This window comes from Marinobacter sp. GH_1 (assembly GCF_048595985.1).
GTDB classification, from domain to species: Bacteria; Pseudomonadota; Gammaproteobacteria; order Pseudomonadales; family Oleiphilaceae; genus Marinobacter; species Marinobacter shengliensis.
Genome location: NZ_CP184460.1, coordinates 179,348 through 194,662, shown reverse-complemented (window position 1 = coordinate 194,662; position 15,315 = coordinate 179,348). Strand labels below are relative to the sequence as shown.

Annotated in this window: 13 protein-coding genes; 10 read left to right on the top strand and 3 right to left on the bottom strand. The window is 59.6% G+C overall.

Annotation, left to right across the window (positions count from 1 at the left end):
• Nucleotides 1–48: 48 nt before the first annotated feature.
• The 4 genes from ACNSOI_RS00855 to ACNSOI_RS00840 all read left to right on the top strand — a co-directional run bounded on the left by ACNSOI_RS00855 (nt 49) and on the right by ACNSOI_RS00840 (nt 1,972).
• Nucleotides 49–567 (top strand): Hcp family type VI secretion system effector, encoded by a 519-nt coding sequence (locus ACNSOI_RS00855; RefSeq protein ID WP_058092827.1) that lies wholly within the window; start codon nt 49–51, stop codon nt 565–567.
• A gap of 116 nt (nt 568–683) precedes the next feature.
• Nucleotides 684–872 carry a type II toxin-antitoxin system HicA family toxin gene (locus tag ACNSOI_RS00850; protein ID WP_072678787.1) on the top strand — a complete coding sequence of 63 codons (189 nt, stop codon included), beginning with the start codon at nt 684–686 and terminating at the stop codon, nt 870–872.
• Nucleotides 873–874: 2 nt separating this feature from the next.
• Complete coding sequence (locus tag ACNSOI_RS00845; RefSeq protein WP_138437307.1) at nt 875–1,267, top strand: type II toxin-antitoxin system HicB family antitoxin; 393 nt, start codon at nt 875–877, stop codon at nt 1,265–1,267.
• A 48-nt stretch (nt 1,268–1,315) separates the two neighbouring features.
• Nucleotides 1,316–1,972, top strand: a complete 657-nt coding sequence (locus ACNSOI_RS00840) for a hypothetical protein (RefSeq protein WP_286253045.1) — start codon at nt 1,316–1,318, stop codon at nt 1,970–1,972.
• Between the two features lie 7 nt (nt 1,973–1,979).
• Here the strand turns inward: ACNSOI_RS00840 and ACNSOI_RS00835 are convergent, their stop codons facing one another.
• Nucleotides 1,980–4,655 (bottom strand): nitrate reductase, encoded by a 2,676-nt coding sequence (locus ACNSOI_RS00835; protein WP_286253044.1) that lies wholly within the window; start codon nt 4,653–4,655, stop codon nt 1,980–1,982.
• Nucleotides 4,656–5,141: 486 nt separating this feature from the next.
• Here ACNSOI_RS00835 and ACNSOI_RS00830 point away from each other — a divergent pair, with 486 nt between their 5' ends.
• From ACNSOI_RS00830 to ACNSOI_RS00820, 3 genes are all read left to right on the top strand, one after another.
• On the top strand, nt 5,142–6,506 hold the full coding sequence (locus ACNSOI_RS00830; RefSeq protein WP_286253042.1) for a CmpA/NrtA family ABC transporter substrate-binding protein: 1,365 nt from the start codon (nt 5,142–5,144) through the stop codon (nt 6,504–6,506).
• Nucleotides 6,507–6,517: 11 nt separating this feature from the next.
• On the top strand, nt 6,518–7,510 hold the full coding sequence (locus ACNSOI_RS00825) for an ABC transporter permease (protein ID WP_286253040.1): 993 nt from the start codon (nt 6,518–6,520) through the stop codon (nt 7,508–7,510).
• Nucleotides 7,511–7,662: 152 nt separating this feature from the next.
• Complete coding sequence (locus ACNSOI_RS00820) at nt 7,663–8,541, top strand: ABC transporter ATP-binding protein (RefSeq protein WP_106694242.1); 879 nt, start codon at nt 7,663–7,665, stop codon at nt 8,539–8,541.
• A 50-nt stretch (nt 8,542–8,591) separates the two neighbouring features.
• On the opposite strand, the gene ACNSOI_RS00815 is transcribed toward ACNSOI_RS00820, so the two are convergent.
• The gene (locus tag ACNSOI_RS00815; protein ID WP_286253038.1) at nt 8,592–9,890 is read right to left on the bottom strand and encodes a nitrate regulatory protein; all 1,299 of its coding nucleotides are present in this window, start codon (nt 9,888–9,890) and stop codon (nt 8,592–8,594) included.
• Between the two features lie 364 nt (nt 9,891–10,254).
• Here ACNSOI_RS00815 and ACNSOI_RS00810 point away from each other — a divergent pair, with 364 nt between their 5' ends.
• The 3 genes from ACNSOI_RS00810 (at nt 10,255) to nirD (ending at nt 14,562) form a co-directional block, all read left to right on the top strand.
• On the top strand, nt 10,255–11,484 hold the full coding sequence (locus ACNSOI_RS00810) for an NAD(P)/FAD-dependent oxidoreductase (protein WP_286253036.1): 1,230 nt from the start codon (nt 10,255–10,257) through the stop codon (nt 11,482–11,484).
• Between the two features lie 27 nt (nt 11,485–11,511).
• Nucleotides 11,512–14,025: a nitrite reductase large subunit NirB gene (gene nirB / locus ACNSOI_RS00805; protein WP_286253034.1), complete on the top strand. Its 2,514-nt coding sequence runs from the start codon at nt 11,512–11,514 to the stop codon at nt 14,023–14,025.
• Between the two features lie 168 nt (nt 14,026–14,193).
• Nucleotides 14,194–14,562, top strand: a complete 369-nt coding sequence (nirD, locus tag ACNSOI_RS00800; protein ID WP_106694238.1) for a nitrite reductase small subunit NirD — start codon at nt 14,194–14,196, stop codon at nt 14,560–14,562.
• 19 nt (nt 14,563–14,581) lie between these two features.
• On the opposite strand, the gene ACNSOI_RS00795 is transcribed toward nirD, so the two are convergent.
• On the bottom strand, nt 14,582–15,247 hold the full coding sequence (locus ACNSOI_RS00795) for a nitroreductase (protein ID WP_286253030.1): 666 nt from the start codon (nt 15,245–15,247) through the stop codon (nt 14,582–14,584).
• Nucleotides 15,248–15,315 lie beyond the last annotated feature (68 nt).

Below are 15,315 nucleotides of genomic sequence, written 5' to 3'. Positions count from 1 at the left end.
GGGAACAGCCCGGGGACAAACATTCACTTAAACGTCATGGAGCAGACTATGCCAACTCCTTGTTATATCAGCATCGAAGGTAAAACTCAGGGTAACATCACCGCTGGCGCATTCACTTCCGACTCCGTAGGTAACATCTACGTTGAAGGTCACGAAGACGAAGTGCTGGTTCAGGAATTCAGCCACGTTGTCACCGTCCCTACTGACCCGCAGTCCGGTCAGCCTTCCGGCCAGCGTGTTCACAAGCCGTTCAAGTTCACTTCTGCCCTGAACAAAGCCACCCCGCTGATGTACAACGCCCTGGCTTCCGGCGAAATGCTGCCGAAGGTAGAGCTCAAGTGGTACCGCACTTCCGTAGAAGGCAAGCAGGAGCACTTCTTCTCCACCATCCTGGAAGATGCCACCATCATCGACATCAACTGCAACATGCCCCACTGCCAGGACGCCGCCAACGCTGACTTCACCCAGCTGGTGACCGTTTCTCTGTCCTACCGCAAGGTAACCTGGGAGCATGCCGTTGCCGGTACTTCCGGTGCAGACGACTGGCGTACGCCGATCGAAGCCTGATTATTTCAGGATCGATCACCCAAAACGGCTGGCCTTCGGGCCGGCCGTTTTTGTTTCCGGACCTCGTTGTCAGATATCATTTATTGTGTAAGCATACACAACACGGATGTTGTATCGTGAAGAGTGCTGAACTGATTAGACGACTCAAAGCTGAAGGCTGGGCCAAAGTCGGTGGCAAGGGAGATCACGAAAAATATAAGCATCCGGACAAACCGGGGCATGTTGTGGTTCCGCACCCCCGCAAAGATATTCCCATCGGCACCCTGAGAAACATTTATCGCCAGGCCGGGTGGGATTGGAGGTAAACGTGCTTTATCCCGTATACGTGCACAAGGGCGACGACGAGCACGCTCACGGCGCCGAAATTCCGGATTTCCCCGGCTGTTTTTCCGCTGCTGATCAGTGGCAGGAGTTACCGGGCAAAATTCAGGAAGCCATTGAACTGTATTGCGAAGATGAGGACATGGAGCTGCCGCAGCCTTCCTCGCTGGATGACCTGATGAACAATCCGGATTATCAGGGCGGCCTCTGGATGATGGTCGATATCGACGTTAACCGCTTGAAAACCAGAGCTGTCCGTCTTAACGTCAGCCTTCCGGAAGGGTTGTTGCGCCGTATAGACGAAGAGGCCCGAAGCAGACATATGAGCCGGTCGGCATTTCTGGCAATGACGGCCCGCAAAGAACTGGAAGCCCATTAACTCGTGACGTCCCCGCATCATCAGATTACAAAACAACTCGGCGCCCTCATGTGCCAGGCCACCCGCGACATCCTGTGGGCACCCGCCGAAACCCGGGTTCGGGAGCAAAACCGGGGTGTAGCGCTGGCATTGCGGGTAGGGTCCGGCCAGGCCACCTATCACCGTTACGATCCAATCCAGAAGCAGCATCTGATCACCTATGGCGCGCGGATGATTGCCGCCAAGCATCAGCCGGAAACCGCCCAGGGCTGGTTATCGACTCGGGAAATCCGGAGTCGGGGTTATTTTGGGGGTGAGGTGAGTGTATTGAACCTGCTGGCCCACACCTGCTGCCATGAGTTTGCCCATTTGCTGCAATACAGTGCAGGCCAGCGGCACTATGGTTCGGTGCATAACCGGCATTTCTATGAAGCGCTGGACGGGTTGTATAGCAGTGGTGCGTCGGTCGCCACCCGGCAGTACCTTGAGGAGACTGCCGTAGAAGCGGGAGTGACGTTGCCCAGCACACCGTTTGTATTCCCCAGTCCAGTCCGGGAGCTCCGGCAGTGGCAGGTCGGCGATGCGGTCTGTTTTGGCGAAGGCCGGCATGAGAAACGGGGCCAGGTTGTCCGGGTGAACCGAAAAACCTGCACGGTTGCGGTTACTTTGAATGCCCGCGGTTTGCGGTACCGGGTACCGGTTTCCCTCCTACGCCGCCCGGACTGATCCGGTTTCAGGCAGGCTCCCGATCCGCCGATTTCGCCAGCAAGCCACGAATCTCAGGTATACAAGAACCACAATTGCTGCCGCACTGCAGCCGCTGGCCCAATGCTTCAACGCTGGCGGCCCCATCTTCGATTGCCTGGTTGATCTGGCGCTCGCCTACCTGGAAACAGCTGCAGACCAGCGGCCCGGTCGGTTCTGCATCGATCGAACCTGCAGCCAACAAGGATCGGCGCTGCTCCGGTGTCAGGTTCTCGGAGCCAAAACAGTCATCCAACCAGCCGAGGTCCGGCATGGTTTGCACACAGGGCTCTACCAGCAATACGCCATCCAACCGGTTGCCGGTGAGCCAGGCCGCACGAAAGCGACGCCGGGCACTATCTTGCATAACCAGCTCCGGTTCCCTGGCGAAAATCTGCTGGGCCCATTCACGCCAGTCCATTGACCGGCGACCGGCCAGCCACCAGGACCGGCTATGAGGCAGTGCCTGGTGGCTCCAGTAGTCCAGTGACGTGGCGTCCAATGCGGTGCCCCCGGCCGCGGGCAGCATCAGCCGGGCTTGCCATCGAGTGATTAGTGGCCGAAGGGAGGCTACGCCAAATTTGGCTTCCGGTTGCCCTGAAATCGGGTCGACGACGGGGGCGATCAGGTCGGAGGCCAGGGCTGAGGATGCAAACTGCCGATTCCAGTGAATTGGAACGAATACCTCTCCGGGTCTCTGTGCCGGGCTGGCCCGGACCCGGCCGGTGAACCCCTTTCGGGCATGCCCTGTCAGCGTGGCCAGTGCACCTTCAATCAAACCAAAGGTGGCGATGTCCTTCGGGTGAACCTCGATAAAGGGCTCACTGCGATGGGCAAACAGTCTGGGCGCCAGTGCCGTGCGCGTCATGGTGTGCCACTGGTCCCGAATACGACCGGTATTCACGATCAGGGGATGCCGGGCATCGGGCTGCTGTCCGGGCGGCAGGTTCGAAACCGGTACCAGGCGGGCGCGACCATCGGGCGTGGGAAAGCGACCATCGGAGAACAGCCGGCGGGTCTGCAGCCAGGCACCGGGATTGCCCCCGGTAAGCGGCCACTGCACGGGTTGAAGCCGGTCATATTCCGTGGAACTCAGCTTGGCCAGGGCGGAAATATCAAACACTCTCTCACCGCCGTTACCGTAACCGGACAGTGCCGCGTGTTCTCTGAAAATCTCCGCAGGCTCCTGGTAGTCAAAGGCGTGACCATAACCGAGCGCCTGGGCGATATCCCGGATGATTCGCCAATCCGGCCGGACACCCTCTGGCACTGGCAAAAATCGACGCTGGCGTGAAATGCACCGTTCCGAGTTGGTCACGGTACCGTCCTTCTCGCCCCAACCGGCAGCAGGCAACAGGATATCGGCAAACGCCGTGGTATCGGTCTGGGCCACGCAGTCTGAGACTATAAGGGTCTCGCATCGCGCCAGGGCCTCCCTGACCCGGGCGTTGTCGGGCAGGCTGACCGCAGGATTGGTGCCCATCACCCAGAGCACCCGGATGTCGCCCCGATGAACGGCTTCAAACAGATCCACCGCCTTATAGCCCGGTCCCGCTGCCAATTTTTCACTGTGCCAGAAGTCGGCAACCCGTTGCACCGCGCCGGGCGTGTCGTAATCCATATGGGCCGCCAGGGTGTTGGCCAGACCGCCCACTTCCCGCCCACCCATGGCGTTGGGTTGACCGGTGAGTGAAAACGGACTGGCACCGGGCCGGCCAACGCGCCCTGTGGCCAGGTGGCAGTTGATAATAGCGTTGGCTTTGTCGGTGCCAGCCACCGACTGATTGATGCCCTGGGAAAAGGCGGTGACTGTCCGATCGGTCTCGGCAAACCACCGATAGAAGCGTTCCACATCCGCAGCCCGAAGGTCACATCCGCGGGCGACCGCCAGTATCGAAGGCGCACAGGCGCGGGCCACACTCAGAGTCTCCTCGAATCCATTGCAATGCTGTTCCAGGTACTGTGTGGCCAGGGCTCCGTGGTCATGCAGCCAAACCAGCAAGCCATTGAACAGCAGGGTGTCGGTTCCCGGCCGCAGTTGCAGGTGCAGGTCAGCCATCTCTGTGGTTGCGGTTTGCCTTGGGTCAATGGCTACCACTTTGCGCCCGGGCCGGTGGGACGCTTTTATCCGCTGATAAAGTACCGGATGCGTCCAGGCGGCATTACTGCCCGCCAGCACCAGCAAGTCCGCCAGCTCGAGGTCCTCATAACAGCCGGGCACGCAGTCCTCACCAAACGCCCTCTTGTGGGCTGCCACGGCAGACGACATGCACAACCGGGAATTGGTATCCACGTGCGGGGTGCCAATAAAGCCCTTGGCCAGCTTGTTGGCAATGTAATAGTCCTCTGTGAGCAGCTGCCCAGACAGGTAAAAAGCCACAGACTCCGGGCCATGGTCTCTGACCGAAACACGAATGGCTTCAGCTACCCGGTCAATGGCTTCCGACCACTCAACGGTATGCCCTGCCACACGGGGGGCCAGCAAACGGTCGTGTCCGGTCACGGTCTCATGTAACGCAGAGCCTTTGACACAAAGGCGACCATTATTGGCCGGGTGGCCAAGATCGCCCTGAACGGCGTCAGGTTTCGCCAGAACACCACAGCCCACACCGCAATAAGGGCAGGTGGTGGCGGTACTTCCGGGAGTGGTTCGGCGGTTTTTCATGATCAATCCTCTGCTTTACCCATAAAAAAGCCCGCCATCCGGGGTCTGTTTCCAGAGCCGGGGCGGGCTTCTTTGCCAAAATTGTCTGTTTTATGGAAAGCAATAACGGGGCCAGCGATTGCCAAAACAGCACTTGCCCGGCCGGCCTTGTGGCAACGCCCGGGCTACGGCCTTGTTCAGCAGATCCATCGGCTCCGGCAGGCCGGGATACACTTCTGCCTTGAGGTTTCACATTGGTGCGAAATCGCTCAGGTTGCACCAAAAACAGACCGGGCTCGATTGGCGTTTTCCTCACTCAACACGGAAGGGAATATCAAGCCTTTGAAAACTATGAATATTAAAAAATGGCACGGCTTATGCTGAGGTAACAGCGAACCATCAAGACATCACATCTCTCGTTCTAAGGCATTGGCGCCTGCTCTCCGGAAACGGAGGGTGGGCGTTTTTTTTGTGCGCCAGAAAAGAGAGACACAGAGAGGTAACAGCATGAACACACGCCGTCATCAACTCAGAGGCTTGCTCACAGGCGCACTGATTGGGCTGAGCACGCTGGCCCAGGCGAGCATCGGGCCGGCCGAGAAACCAGACCTGAAACTGGGCTTCATCAAACTCACCGATATGGCGCCACTGGCGGTTGCCTGGGAACAGGGCTACTTCCTGGACGAAGGCCTGTTCGTGGAACTGGAAGCCCAGGCCAACTGGAAAGTGCTGCTGGACCGGGTGATCACCGGCGAGCTGGACGGTGCCCACATGCTGGCCGGCCAGCCTTTGGGCGCGTCCATTGGCTATGGCACTCAGGCCAACATCATTACCGCCTTCAGCATGGACCTCAACGGCAACGCGATTACCGTGTCCAACGCGGTATGGGAAACCATGAAGCCCCACCTGGACATGGATGGCGACAAACCCGCCCACCCGATCTCCGCGAGCGCGCTGAAACCGGCGGTGGAGCAATCCCTGAGCAAAGGCGAGCGGTTCCGGATGGGCATGGTGTTCCCGGTGTCCACCCACAACTACGAACTCCGCTACTGGCTGGCCGCCGGCGGCCTGAATCCCGGCTTCTACGCCCCACAACGGGGTGATACCAGTGGCACCTTGCAGGCCGATGTTCATCTGTCCGTTACCCCGCCGCCGCAAATGCCAGCCACCATGGAAGCTGGCACCATTCAGGGCTACTGCGTGGGCGAACCCTGGAATCAGCAGGCGGTGTTCAAGGGCATCGGGGTGCCGGTCATCACCGATTATGAGATCTGGCCAAACAACCCTGAGAAAGTCTTTGGCGTGACCGAGACCTGGGCAGAGAAGCATCCCAATACCCACCTGCGGTTGTTGCGGGCACTGATCCGCGCGGCTTACTGGCTGGATGAAAACGACAACGCAAACCGCCAGGAAGCAGTAGAGCTCCTTTCCCGCTCCAGCTACGTGGGCGCAGACAAAGACGTGATCGCTAACTCCATGACCGGCACGTTCGAATACGAGAAAGGGGATGTGCGGGAGGTTCCGGACTTCAACGTGTTCTTCCGCTATCACGCCACTTACCCCTATCCCTCTGATGCAATCTGGTATCTGACCCAGATGCGCCGGTGGGGCCAGATTCCGGACGCCAAGCCAGATGACTGGTACATGCAGACCGCAGCCAGGGTATACCGGGGTGATCTGTATGCTCAGGCCGCGCAGTCACTGATCGATGATGGTGTGATGAACGCCAGTGACTTCCCTGACTTTGACGCTGAGAACTTTGAACGCCCCTTCCAGGGCCAGCTGATTGACGGCGTGCCTTTCACACCCCGTGAACCGAACGCTTACATAGACCGTTTTGATATCGGGCTGAAAGGCACCGAGACACCGTAAGGGGGCACAACATGAGCACATTAAGCATAAGGATTGGCCAGTCGATGGCCGCCAGGAGCCGCAACCTGCTCGCCCGGCTGAGCCCAAATGAATTGTTGGCGGCTGGCAAACAGGCCTTGCTGCCCTTGATCGGAATTCTGGTGTTTCTGGGATTCTGGCATCTGGCAGCACCCCAGGTGCAGACGTCCCTTGGCGCATTTCCGGGGCCAGCTCAGGTCTGGGAGCAGGCGGGACAACTCTGGCAAGAACACGCCAACCAGCGGGAACGCGCCAGCCAGTTCATCGCCATGCAGGAGCAGCGTAATGCCAGGATTCTGGCCGACAACCCGGAGGCGGAGGTACGAATCCGGTCTTACCCGGGCGCACCCACCTTTATCGATCAGATCGGTACCAGCCTGGTCACGGTGTTGTCAGGATTTGCCCTGGCCACGCTGATTGCGGTGCCCCTGGGAATTGTGTTCGGTCTTAACCGGTATTTTCAGGCGGCGGTCAATCCGCTGATCCAGATCTTCAAGCCGGTGTCGCCCCTGGCCTGGCTGCCACTGGTCACCATGGTGGTGTCAGCCACGTACGTCAGCGATGACCCGATGTTCCAGAAGTCGTTTCTGACGTCGATGATCACGGTCACCCTTTGCAGCCTGTGGCCCACGCTGATCAATACCAGCGTGGGCGTGGCCGCGGTGAATCCGGACCTGCTGAACGTGTCGAAGGTGCTGAAGCTGTCGTTCTGGACCCACGTTCGCAAGGTGGTGCTGCCGTCGTCGGTACCGATGATTTTTACCGGGTTGCGGGTGTCTTTGGGTATTGCCTGGATGGTGCTGATTGCGGCGGAGATGCTGGCGCAGAGTCCCGGGCTTGGCAAGTTTGTCTGGGATGAGTTTCAGAATGGCAGCAGTCAGTCGTTGAGCCGGATCATGGTGGCGGTGCTGGCCATCGGGTTTATCGGGTTTTTGCTGGATCGGGTGATGCTGTTGATTCAGAAGAAGGTGGCCTGGAACGAGTGATCAAACTTGGGAGCATGCCGCACCGGGTGGGTTACGCCTCCCGAAACACGCGGCGAGTACATCCATGTACGCTCCGCAAAAACATCCATGTTTTTGAGGGTTTCGGGAGGCGTAACCCACCCGGCGCTCCGCTTGCTTTTGAGGTGATTTCCATGAGTAAAACACATTTAGAACTTACCGGTGTTGAGATGGCGTTTGATACGCCGAAAGGGCCGTTCGTTGCCCTGGACAACGTGAACCTGAAGATCCAGAAAGGGGAGTTTGTTTCGCTTATCGGCCACTCCGGCTGTGGTAAATCGACGGTGCTGAACATTGTCGCCGGCTTGTTGCAGGCCTCCAAGGGTGGCTGTGTGTTGAACGGGCATGAGGTGAACTCACCGGGGCCGGAGCGGGCGGTGGTGTTTCAGAATCATGCGCTGATGCCTTGGCTGACGGTGTATGAGAATGTGGAGCTGGCTGTTCGGCAGGTGTTTCGCAAGTCGATGAACCGTAAGGAGCGCCGGGACTGGATTACCCATAACCTGGAGCTGGTGAATATGGCCCATGCCGCCAATAAACGGCCGGGGGAGATTTCCGGGGGCATGGCGCAGCGGGTGGGGATTGCCCGGGCGTTGGCGATGAAACCGAGCGTGCTGCTGATGGATGAGCCCTTCGGGGCCCTGGATGCGTTGACCCGGGCACATCTGCAGGATTCGCTGATGGAGATTCAGCAGGAGCTGAACAATACGGTGATCATGATCACCCACGATGTAGACGAGGCGGTGCTGTTGTCGGACCGCATCATCATGATGACCAACGGGCCGGCGGCGACGGTGGGGGAAGATCTGCACATTGATTTGCCTCGGCCGCGTAATCGGGTGGCGTTGGCGGATGACGCCAAATATGTGCATTACCGGCAGGAGGTGCTGTCGTTCCTGTACGAGAAACAGCGCAAGCTGGAATCCCTGAGCAGCCGGCGGGCCGCCAGTGCCTCCACGCAGGGTGGGGAGAGTGCAAAGGTGGAGAAGGAGAAACAGCCGGCGTCTGCCTGAGACTGCACGGCACCGGGGCTACTTTGCCCCCGGTGCCATCAGGGATGGTGTCAGCCCAGAACGCCGGCCATGGAGACCAGGGCCCGGGCCACATCGGGTAATCGCTTGCCCTGATCCATGGCCAGCTTTCGCAGCAATCGGTGGGCTTCGTCGTTGCTGATGTCACGATGTTCCATCAGTAGCAACACGGCCTTTTCCTGGGTGCGTCGGTCTTCCAGAGCTTCTTTTGCACTTTGCAGTTCTTCAGACATCTGGCGCAGGCGGCGGGTTTGCTCCTGAACCAGATCAAAGATGGATCTGCCTGACTGTTGCCCGACACCGTCACCGGCCCAGGCATCTGCCGTACTCGCATCTACTCCATTATCGCAGACCACCAATACCGGCATTGTCGAGGCGTTCCGTTGTTCCAGCGAGGCCAGCAGAGTTTCCTGGTGAGCCAGGGAGTGGCGCGCCTCGGTGTAGCGTTCCACGCAACGGTGGTGGAAGGCGTTTTCCACGGAATCTTCGATTTTCTTGAGATCATCCATACGGTCGGTCATCAGGTTAAACCAGCGATCGGCCATTTCCCTGTCCAGGGATTTATAGGGTCCGACCGACACCGCCTTCTGGCGCATCCGCTCTATTTCCAGTTCCCGCGGGTGAGACCGCAGGGCCTGCCAGAGAGCCAGGCTGTCTTCGCTGGCAAAGGCAACAAATACCTCGAAACACCGTTCCTGCGCTTCAACCAGGTGCATCATGCGCCGTGACAGTGCGTTTTCGAAGTGGCCACTGGAGAATCCCGCTGAGCCTGCCGCCCGCTCCTGGCCACAGTATTCCTTTCCATTCATCACGTGCACCATGGCCACCAGCAGGCCGGCAATGGAGGGTTCAGCAACGGTTTCGGCGGCTTCAAAAACCACCGTAATCAGCTGATGGATGGTGTCGCAAAACCAGTCCGTAGCATCCACCACGCTGGCTTCCTGCCCGACCACTTTCTGCCTGAACTCGGCCAGCTGATCGAGGCTATGAAGGGCACTGGCAATATGACCCAGCAGCGGGCTGCTGACCGGATGGGTAGTCAGGTCTTCCTGTATGTCGGTCAGCGCCTTACGGAAGATGACAGCCAGTTGGTCGTTCTCTTTCAGGATAACCGAACGCTCCCGGGCGAAACGCTGGCAACCGGACCCCAGATACAGGTTGGTAGCTCCCCGCTCCCGTTGCAGTCCGTGCACCAGGTTACCCACGCTCTGCACCAGCCGGCCCATCTGCAGAAAGTACTCCAGGTTGCGGATTTCGCACTGCCGGGAGGCCATCAGAAAGTCTGCGGCTGTGGCCGTCGCGGCCGTATTGGTCTGGCGTTTGCTGTTCATGGTGCAACTCCTGGTATCGGTACACAGCGGGTTCCTGTCTGACTGGACTGCAGCAATTAACAGGCCAGAACCACCGGCATCATCTTCGTGCGTTTCGCCCCATCCCGGGGCATCTTTTCTGCCCGGCACGGGTGCAATAGAGCCGCGATATCATCTAAGCAACTGAATTAAATGGAGTTAAAAAGTTGGCATGGAGATCGCTATGTCCTAATCAAGGACGACTGTCCCGGCCATGGAATCAGGCCGGACCATCAGATCATTGTTGTTGGCATTGGTGCCGGACCATCTGTTCTCTTCGGAGAGCATGATGCTCCGGCTTTTTTCGTTTGGTTTTCGGCAATTCGTTGAGTAAGGGAGCGCACCTATGGAACACACACAGACCCCTGCGCTGGTGATCTGCGGCCATGGCATGGTTGCGCAGCGATTGCTGGAGCAACTGGTGGCCACAGGGCACCCGTTCAGCCGCATTGTGGTGTTCAACGGCGAGCCTTTCGCTGCCTATAACCGAATCCAGCTGTCGTCCTTGCTGGCGAATCAGGTCCGGGAGTCAGAGCTGGAACTGAAACCCCGGTCCTGGTTCCGCCAGCACAAAATCGAGATCTATAACCGTGAGCCGGTCACGGCCATCGAACCGCATCAGCGCCGGGTGACGACCGCCAGCGGGCGCACGCTGGCTTACCACACCCTTGTGTTGGCCACTGGCGCCAGTCCTTCACGTCTTGGCCTGCCCGGTGAGGATCTGGATGGCGTGATGACCTTCCGGGATCTGACCGATACCCGCACCCTGATTCACCGGGCGCAGACACATCGCCGTGCGGTCGTCATCGGCGGCGGTTTTCTTGGCCTGGAAGCGGCCGAGGGGCTCAGGGCCCGGGGCATGGACGTCACGGTTCTGCATCGCAGCGGTCACCTGCTGAACCGACAGCTCAATCCAGCTGCCGGCGAATTACTGAAGCACCAGTTACAGCAACGGGGCCTCACCGTTCTGACCGGTACAGAGCCGACAGCGCTGCTGGGCAAAAACCAGGTCCAGGCGGTACAACTCAGCGACGGCACCGTGCTGGCGACGGACCTGGTGGTGCTGGCAACCGGTATTCATCCGAACAAAGCACTGGCTGAAGCAGCCGGCCTGGCCTGCAACCGGGGCGTACAGGTGGATTCGCAGATGACCACTTCCAATCCTCATATCCACGCCCTCGGTGAATGCTGCCAGTTTCAGGAACACACGTTTGGCCTCGTGGAGCCCGGCTACGAACAGGCGGCCGTGTTGGCCCGGCATCTCTGCCAGGTGTCCGGAAACCCGGGTTTCACACCGGGAGAAATCGCCACACGCCTGAAAATCAGCGACCTCCCCATTTTTTCCTGCGGGCCGATCACTCCGGGCCCGCACACCGAAACCATTGAGTGGCAGGACTACGCCCAAGCGGTCTACGGCCAACTGCTGGTGGAACACAACCGCCTGACCGGCGCCATTCTGCTCGGCGACACCAGCAGCGCCCCCTGGTACAGCGAGTTGATTCGTTCAGGCACGGATATATCCCGCTACCGGGACACCATCGCTTTCGGCAAACCCTATTGCGACGCAGCGGCCTGATCCGCTGCCATGAGAGAGGACAAGACTATGAGCAAACAGACCCTGATCGTGATCGGTAACGGCATGGTTGGCCATCACTTCCTGGAACAGTTCAGCCAGTCTCCGGCCGCCGACGCCTATAACATCGTCGTTTTCGGCGAAGAAAAGCAACTGGCCTACGACCGGGTGCACCTGTCGGAGTATTTCAGCGGCTCAAGCCATGCTGACCTGGCCATGGGCACCGCGGACTGGTATGCCGACCAGGGCATTGATCTGCACCTGAATGAGCCGGTGACCGGCATTGATCGGGACGCCCGGATGGTCACCACACCCAAGGGCGAGTACCCCTACGATCAGCTGGTGCTGGCCACCGGCTCTTACCCGTTTGTCCCGCCCATTGAAGGTAACGATCAGGAAGGCTGCTTTGTATACCGCACCCTGGATGACCTGGACGCCATTCAGGCCAGCGCCCAGAAGGCGAAGACCGGCGTGGTGGTCGGCGGCGGTCTGCTGGGGCTGGAAGCGGCAAACGCGCTGAAAAGCCTCGGCTTACAGGCCCACGTGGTGGAGTTTGCTCCGCGCCTGATGCCGGTTCAGCTGGACGATCAGGGCGGCGCCCTGTTACGCCAGAAAATTGAAGACCTTGGTGTGCAGGTGCACACTGAGAAAGCCACCACCGCCATTGTGCCGGGCAGCGCCGCGCGGCTACGGATGAATTTCTCGGATGAGAGCCATCTGGAAACCGACCTGATTGTGTTCTCCGCCGGCATCCGCCCCCAGGATACCCTGGCTCGGGCCTGCGGCCTTGAACTGGGCGAACGCGGCGGGATTGTGATCAACAACCAATGCACCACGTCCGACCCGCACATCCACGCCATCGGCGAATGCGCGCTCTGGAACAACTTTGTCTTCGGCCTTGTGGCGCCGGGCTACACCATGGCCCGCACGCTATCGGCGGCGCTGAACAACGACGCCAGTGCGGCCTTTACCGGTGCCGACATGAGCACCAAACTGAAGTTGCTGGGGGTGGATGTGGGCTCCATCGGCGACGCCCATGCCAAGACCCCCGGCGCCCGTAACATTCGCTTTCACGATGAGCAGGCCGGCCACTACCGGCGCATGGTGGTGAGCCAGGACGGCAAGACCCTGCTGGGCGCCATCCTGGTGGGCGATAACGGCCCCTACGATACCCTGCTGCAATACGCCCTCAATGGCATTGAGTTGCCGGCCAATCCGGAAGCCCTGATTCTGCCGGAGAGCGAAGGCGGTGCCCCGGCCCTGGGTGCCGATGCCCTGCCGGATACCGCGTCTATCTGTTCCTGCCACAACGTTACCAAGGGCGACATCTGCTGCGCGATTGACGCCGGCTGCACTGATCTGGGCGGCGTGAAGGCCGAAACCAAGGCCAGCAGCGGCTGTGGTGGCTGTGCAGCTTTGCTCAAAAAGGTGGTGGACAGCGAGCTGGAGAAACGCGGCGTGGAGGTGTGCACGGATTTGTGCGAACACTTCCCCTACACACGCCAGGAGCTGTTCCATCTGGTGAAGGTAAACGGCATCCGCACCTTCCGGGGCCTGCTCAAGCAATACGGCAAGGGCCAGGGCTGTGATATCTGCAAGCCGACTGTGGGTTCGATTCTGGCCACCTGCTGGAACGAGCACATCCTGGCCACGGACCACGTGCCGCTGCAGGACACCAACGATACCTTCATGGCCAACATGCAGAAGAACGGCACCTATTCCATCGTGCCGCGCATTCCCGGCGGCGAGATCACCCCGGATAAGCTGATTGTGCTGGGCGAGGTGGCCAAGCAGTACAACCTGTACACGAAGATCACCGGCGGTCAGCGGGTGGACCTGTTCGGTGCCACCCTGAGTGAGCTGCCGGAGATCTGGGAAAAGCTGATCGCCGCCGGTTTCGAAACCGGCCACGCCTACGGCAAGTCCCTGCGCACGGTGAAATCCTGCGTGGGCAGCACCTGGTGCCGCTACGGCGTGCAGGACAGCGTGGGCATGGCGATCACCCTGGAGAATCGCTACAAGGGCCTGCGGGCGCCCCATAAGGTGAAGATGGCGGTGTCTGGCTGCACCCGCGAATGCGCCGAGGCCCAGAGCAAGGATTTCGGGGTGATTGCCACGGAGAAGGGCTGGAATCTGTACGTGTGTGGCAACGGCGGCATGCGGCCCCGGCATGCGGATCTGTTCGCTACGGATCTGTCGGATGAGGAGCTGATCCGCACGATTGACCGGGTGGTGATGTTCTATGTGCGCACGGCGGACCGGCTGCAGCGGACGTCGGTCTGGATGGAGAATCTGGAGGGTGGTCTGGAGTATCTGAAGCAGGTGGTGCTAGAGGATAGCCTCGGTATTGGCGAGGAGCTGGAGCAGCATATGGCAGATCTGGTGAATACCTATCAGTGTGAGTGGAAAACCGCCGTTGAGGATCCTGAGAAGCGCAAGCGGTTCCGGGAGTTTGTGAATGCGCCGGAGCAGAAGGACCCGGTGCAGCAGTGGACTTCAGAGCGGGGGCAGCGTCGGCCGGTTTTGGAGGTGGTTTCTTCGTAGCCTTCTGTTTAGGGGCGGAGCGCGGGGGCCGGATTCATTTTCTTCTGGAAAAAACAACTCGCTTTGCTCAGACATCTTTTTTCCTGCCAGAAAATGAATCCGGCCCCCACGCTCACAAACATTAGTGGGATAGGCAACTGACTTAGATTGAAACTTGGGAGACTGTTTATGAAAGCTCGGACTTGTTGGGAAGCGGTTTGTACAGTGGACGATCTGGTGGCTGACTCCGGCATTGCGGTTTGGACGGAGGACGGGCCGGTGGCGGTGTTTTATCTGCCACACCGGCTGCCGGCGCTGTTTGCCATCAGCCATACCGATCCGTTCAGCGGCTCGAATGTGCTGGCCCGGGGGATTACCGGGGATATCAACGGGGAGCCGGTGGTGGCGTCGCCGCTGTACAAGCAGCATTTCAGTCTGCGTACCGGGCGATGCCTGGAGGACGAGAATGTTGCGGTAAAAGTGTACCCGGTGTTGCTGGACGGGGATCAGATTCGTCTGGAGGTGCCGGTGGCTCAGGCGGCGTCGGTGGCCGCCTGAGATCTGAGAGACGCTTACGTCAGCTGATGAATTCGACGTTTTCTTCCAGCGGTGCCCTTGGGCTGGTGATCTGGTTCACCGGGCTGTCGGGGTTGGCGTAGCCGATGGCCATACCGGCGAAGACTTTTCGGTGTTCGGGCAGGCCCAGGAATTCGCTGATGGTTTTCGGGTACACCGACCAGGATTCCTGGGCGCAGCTGTCGAGGCCTTCGGCGCGCAGCAACAGCATGATGGTTTGCAGGATCATGCCCAGGTCGGACCACTGGGGCGGGCCCATGTTGTCGTCGACGGTGCAGAACAGGCCGACCGGGGCGCCGAAGAATTCGAAGTTGCGTTTGAACCACTCGAAGCGGGCGGCTTTGTCTTCCCGTGGGATGTCGAGCTGTCGGTACATGAGTTCGCCAATCTCGAAGCGGCGGTCGCGGTAGGGTGATTGCAGTTTGGCTGGGTAGATTTCGTATTCCGGCACTTCGTTGAAGCCCTTGCTGACTTTCTCCCGCATCAGGGTTTTCAGGCGGGCCAGGGCATCGCCGGTAACCACGTGCAGGTGCCAGGGTTGCAGGTTGCCGCCGGACGGGGCCCGGGTGGCGGTTTCGATCACTTTGCGAAGGGTAGCCTCGGAGACCGGGGTGTCCAGGAAATCCCGGACCGACCTGCGGGACTGGACGGCTTGTTGTACATCCATTGAATACAGCTCCCAAAAAACGTCGTTGTTGTTTGAACAGGCTCAGACTGTGGCCCAGTATGGAGACC

What these genes read in the sequence shown, in the direction of transcription:
- ACNSOI_RS00810 (WP_286253036.1), top strand. Translation starts at nt 10,255, where the DNA reads ATGGAACACACACAGACCCCTGCGCTGGTGATCTGCGGCCATGGCATG.
- ACNSOI_RS00835 (WP_286253044.1), bottom strand. Translation starts at nt 4,655, where the DNA reads ATGAAAAACCGCCGAACCACTCCCGGAAGTACCGCCACCACCTGCCCT.
- ACNSOI_RS00825 (WP_286253040.1), top strand. Translation starts at nt 6,518, where the DNA reads ATGAGCACATTAAGCATAAGGATTGGCCAGTCGATGGCCGCCAGGAGC.
- ACNSOI_RS00840 (WP_286253045.1), top strand. Translation starts at nt 1,316, where the DNA reads ATGTGCCAGGCCACCCGCGACATCCTGTGGGCACCCGCCGAAACCCGG.
- nirD (WP_106694238.1), top strand. Translation starts at nt 14,194, where the DNA reads ATGAAAGCTCGGACTTGTTGGGAAGCGGTTTGTACAGTGGACGATCTG.
- nirB (WP_286253034.1), top strand. Translation starts at nt 11,512, where the DNA reads ATGAGCAAACAGACCCTGATCGTGATCGGTAACGGCATGGTTGGCCAT.
- ACNSOI_RS00830 (WP_286253042.1), top strand. Translation starts at nt 5,142, where the DNA reads ATGAACACACGCCGTCATCAACTCAGAGGCTTGCTCACAGGCGCACTG.
- ACNSOI_RS00795 (WP_286253030.1), bottom strand. Translation starts at nt 15,247, where the DNA reads ATGGATGTACAACAAGCCGTCCAGTCCCGCAGGTCGGTCCGGGATTTC.
- ACNSOI_RS00820 (WP_106694242.1), top strand. Translation starts at nt 7,663, where the DNA reads ATGAGTAAAACACATTTAGAACTTACCGGTGTTGAGATGGCGTTTGAT.
- ACNSOI_RS00855 (WP_058092827.1), top strand. Translation starts at nt 49, where the DNA reads ATGCCAACTCCTTGTTATATCAGCATCGAAGGTAAAACTCAGGGTAAC.
- ACNSOI_RS00815 (WP_286253038.1), bottom strand. Translation starts at nt 9,890, where the DNA reads ATGAACAGCAAACGCCAGACCAATACGGCCGCGACGGCCACAGCCGCA.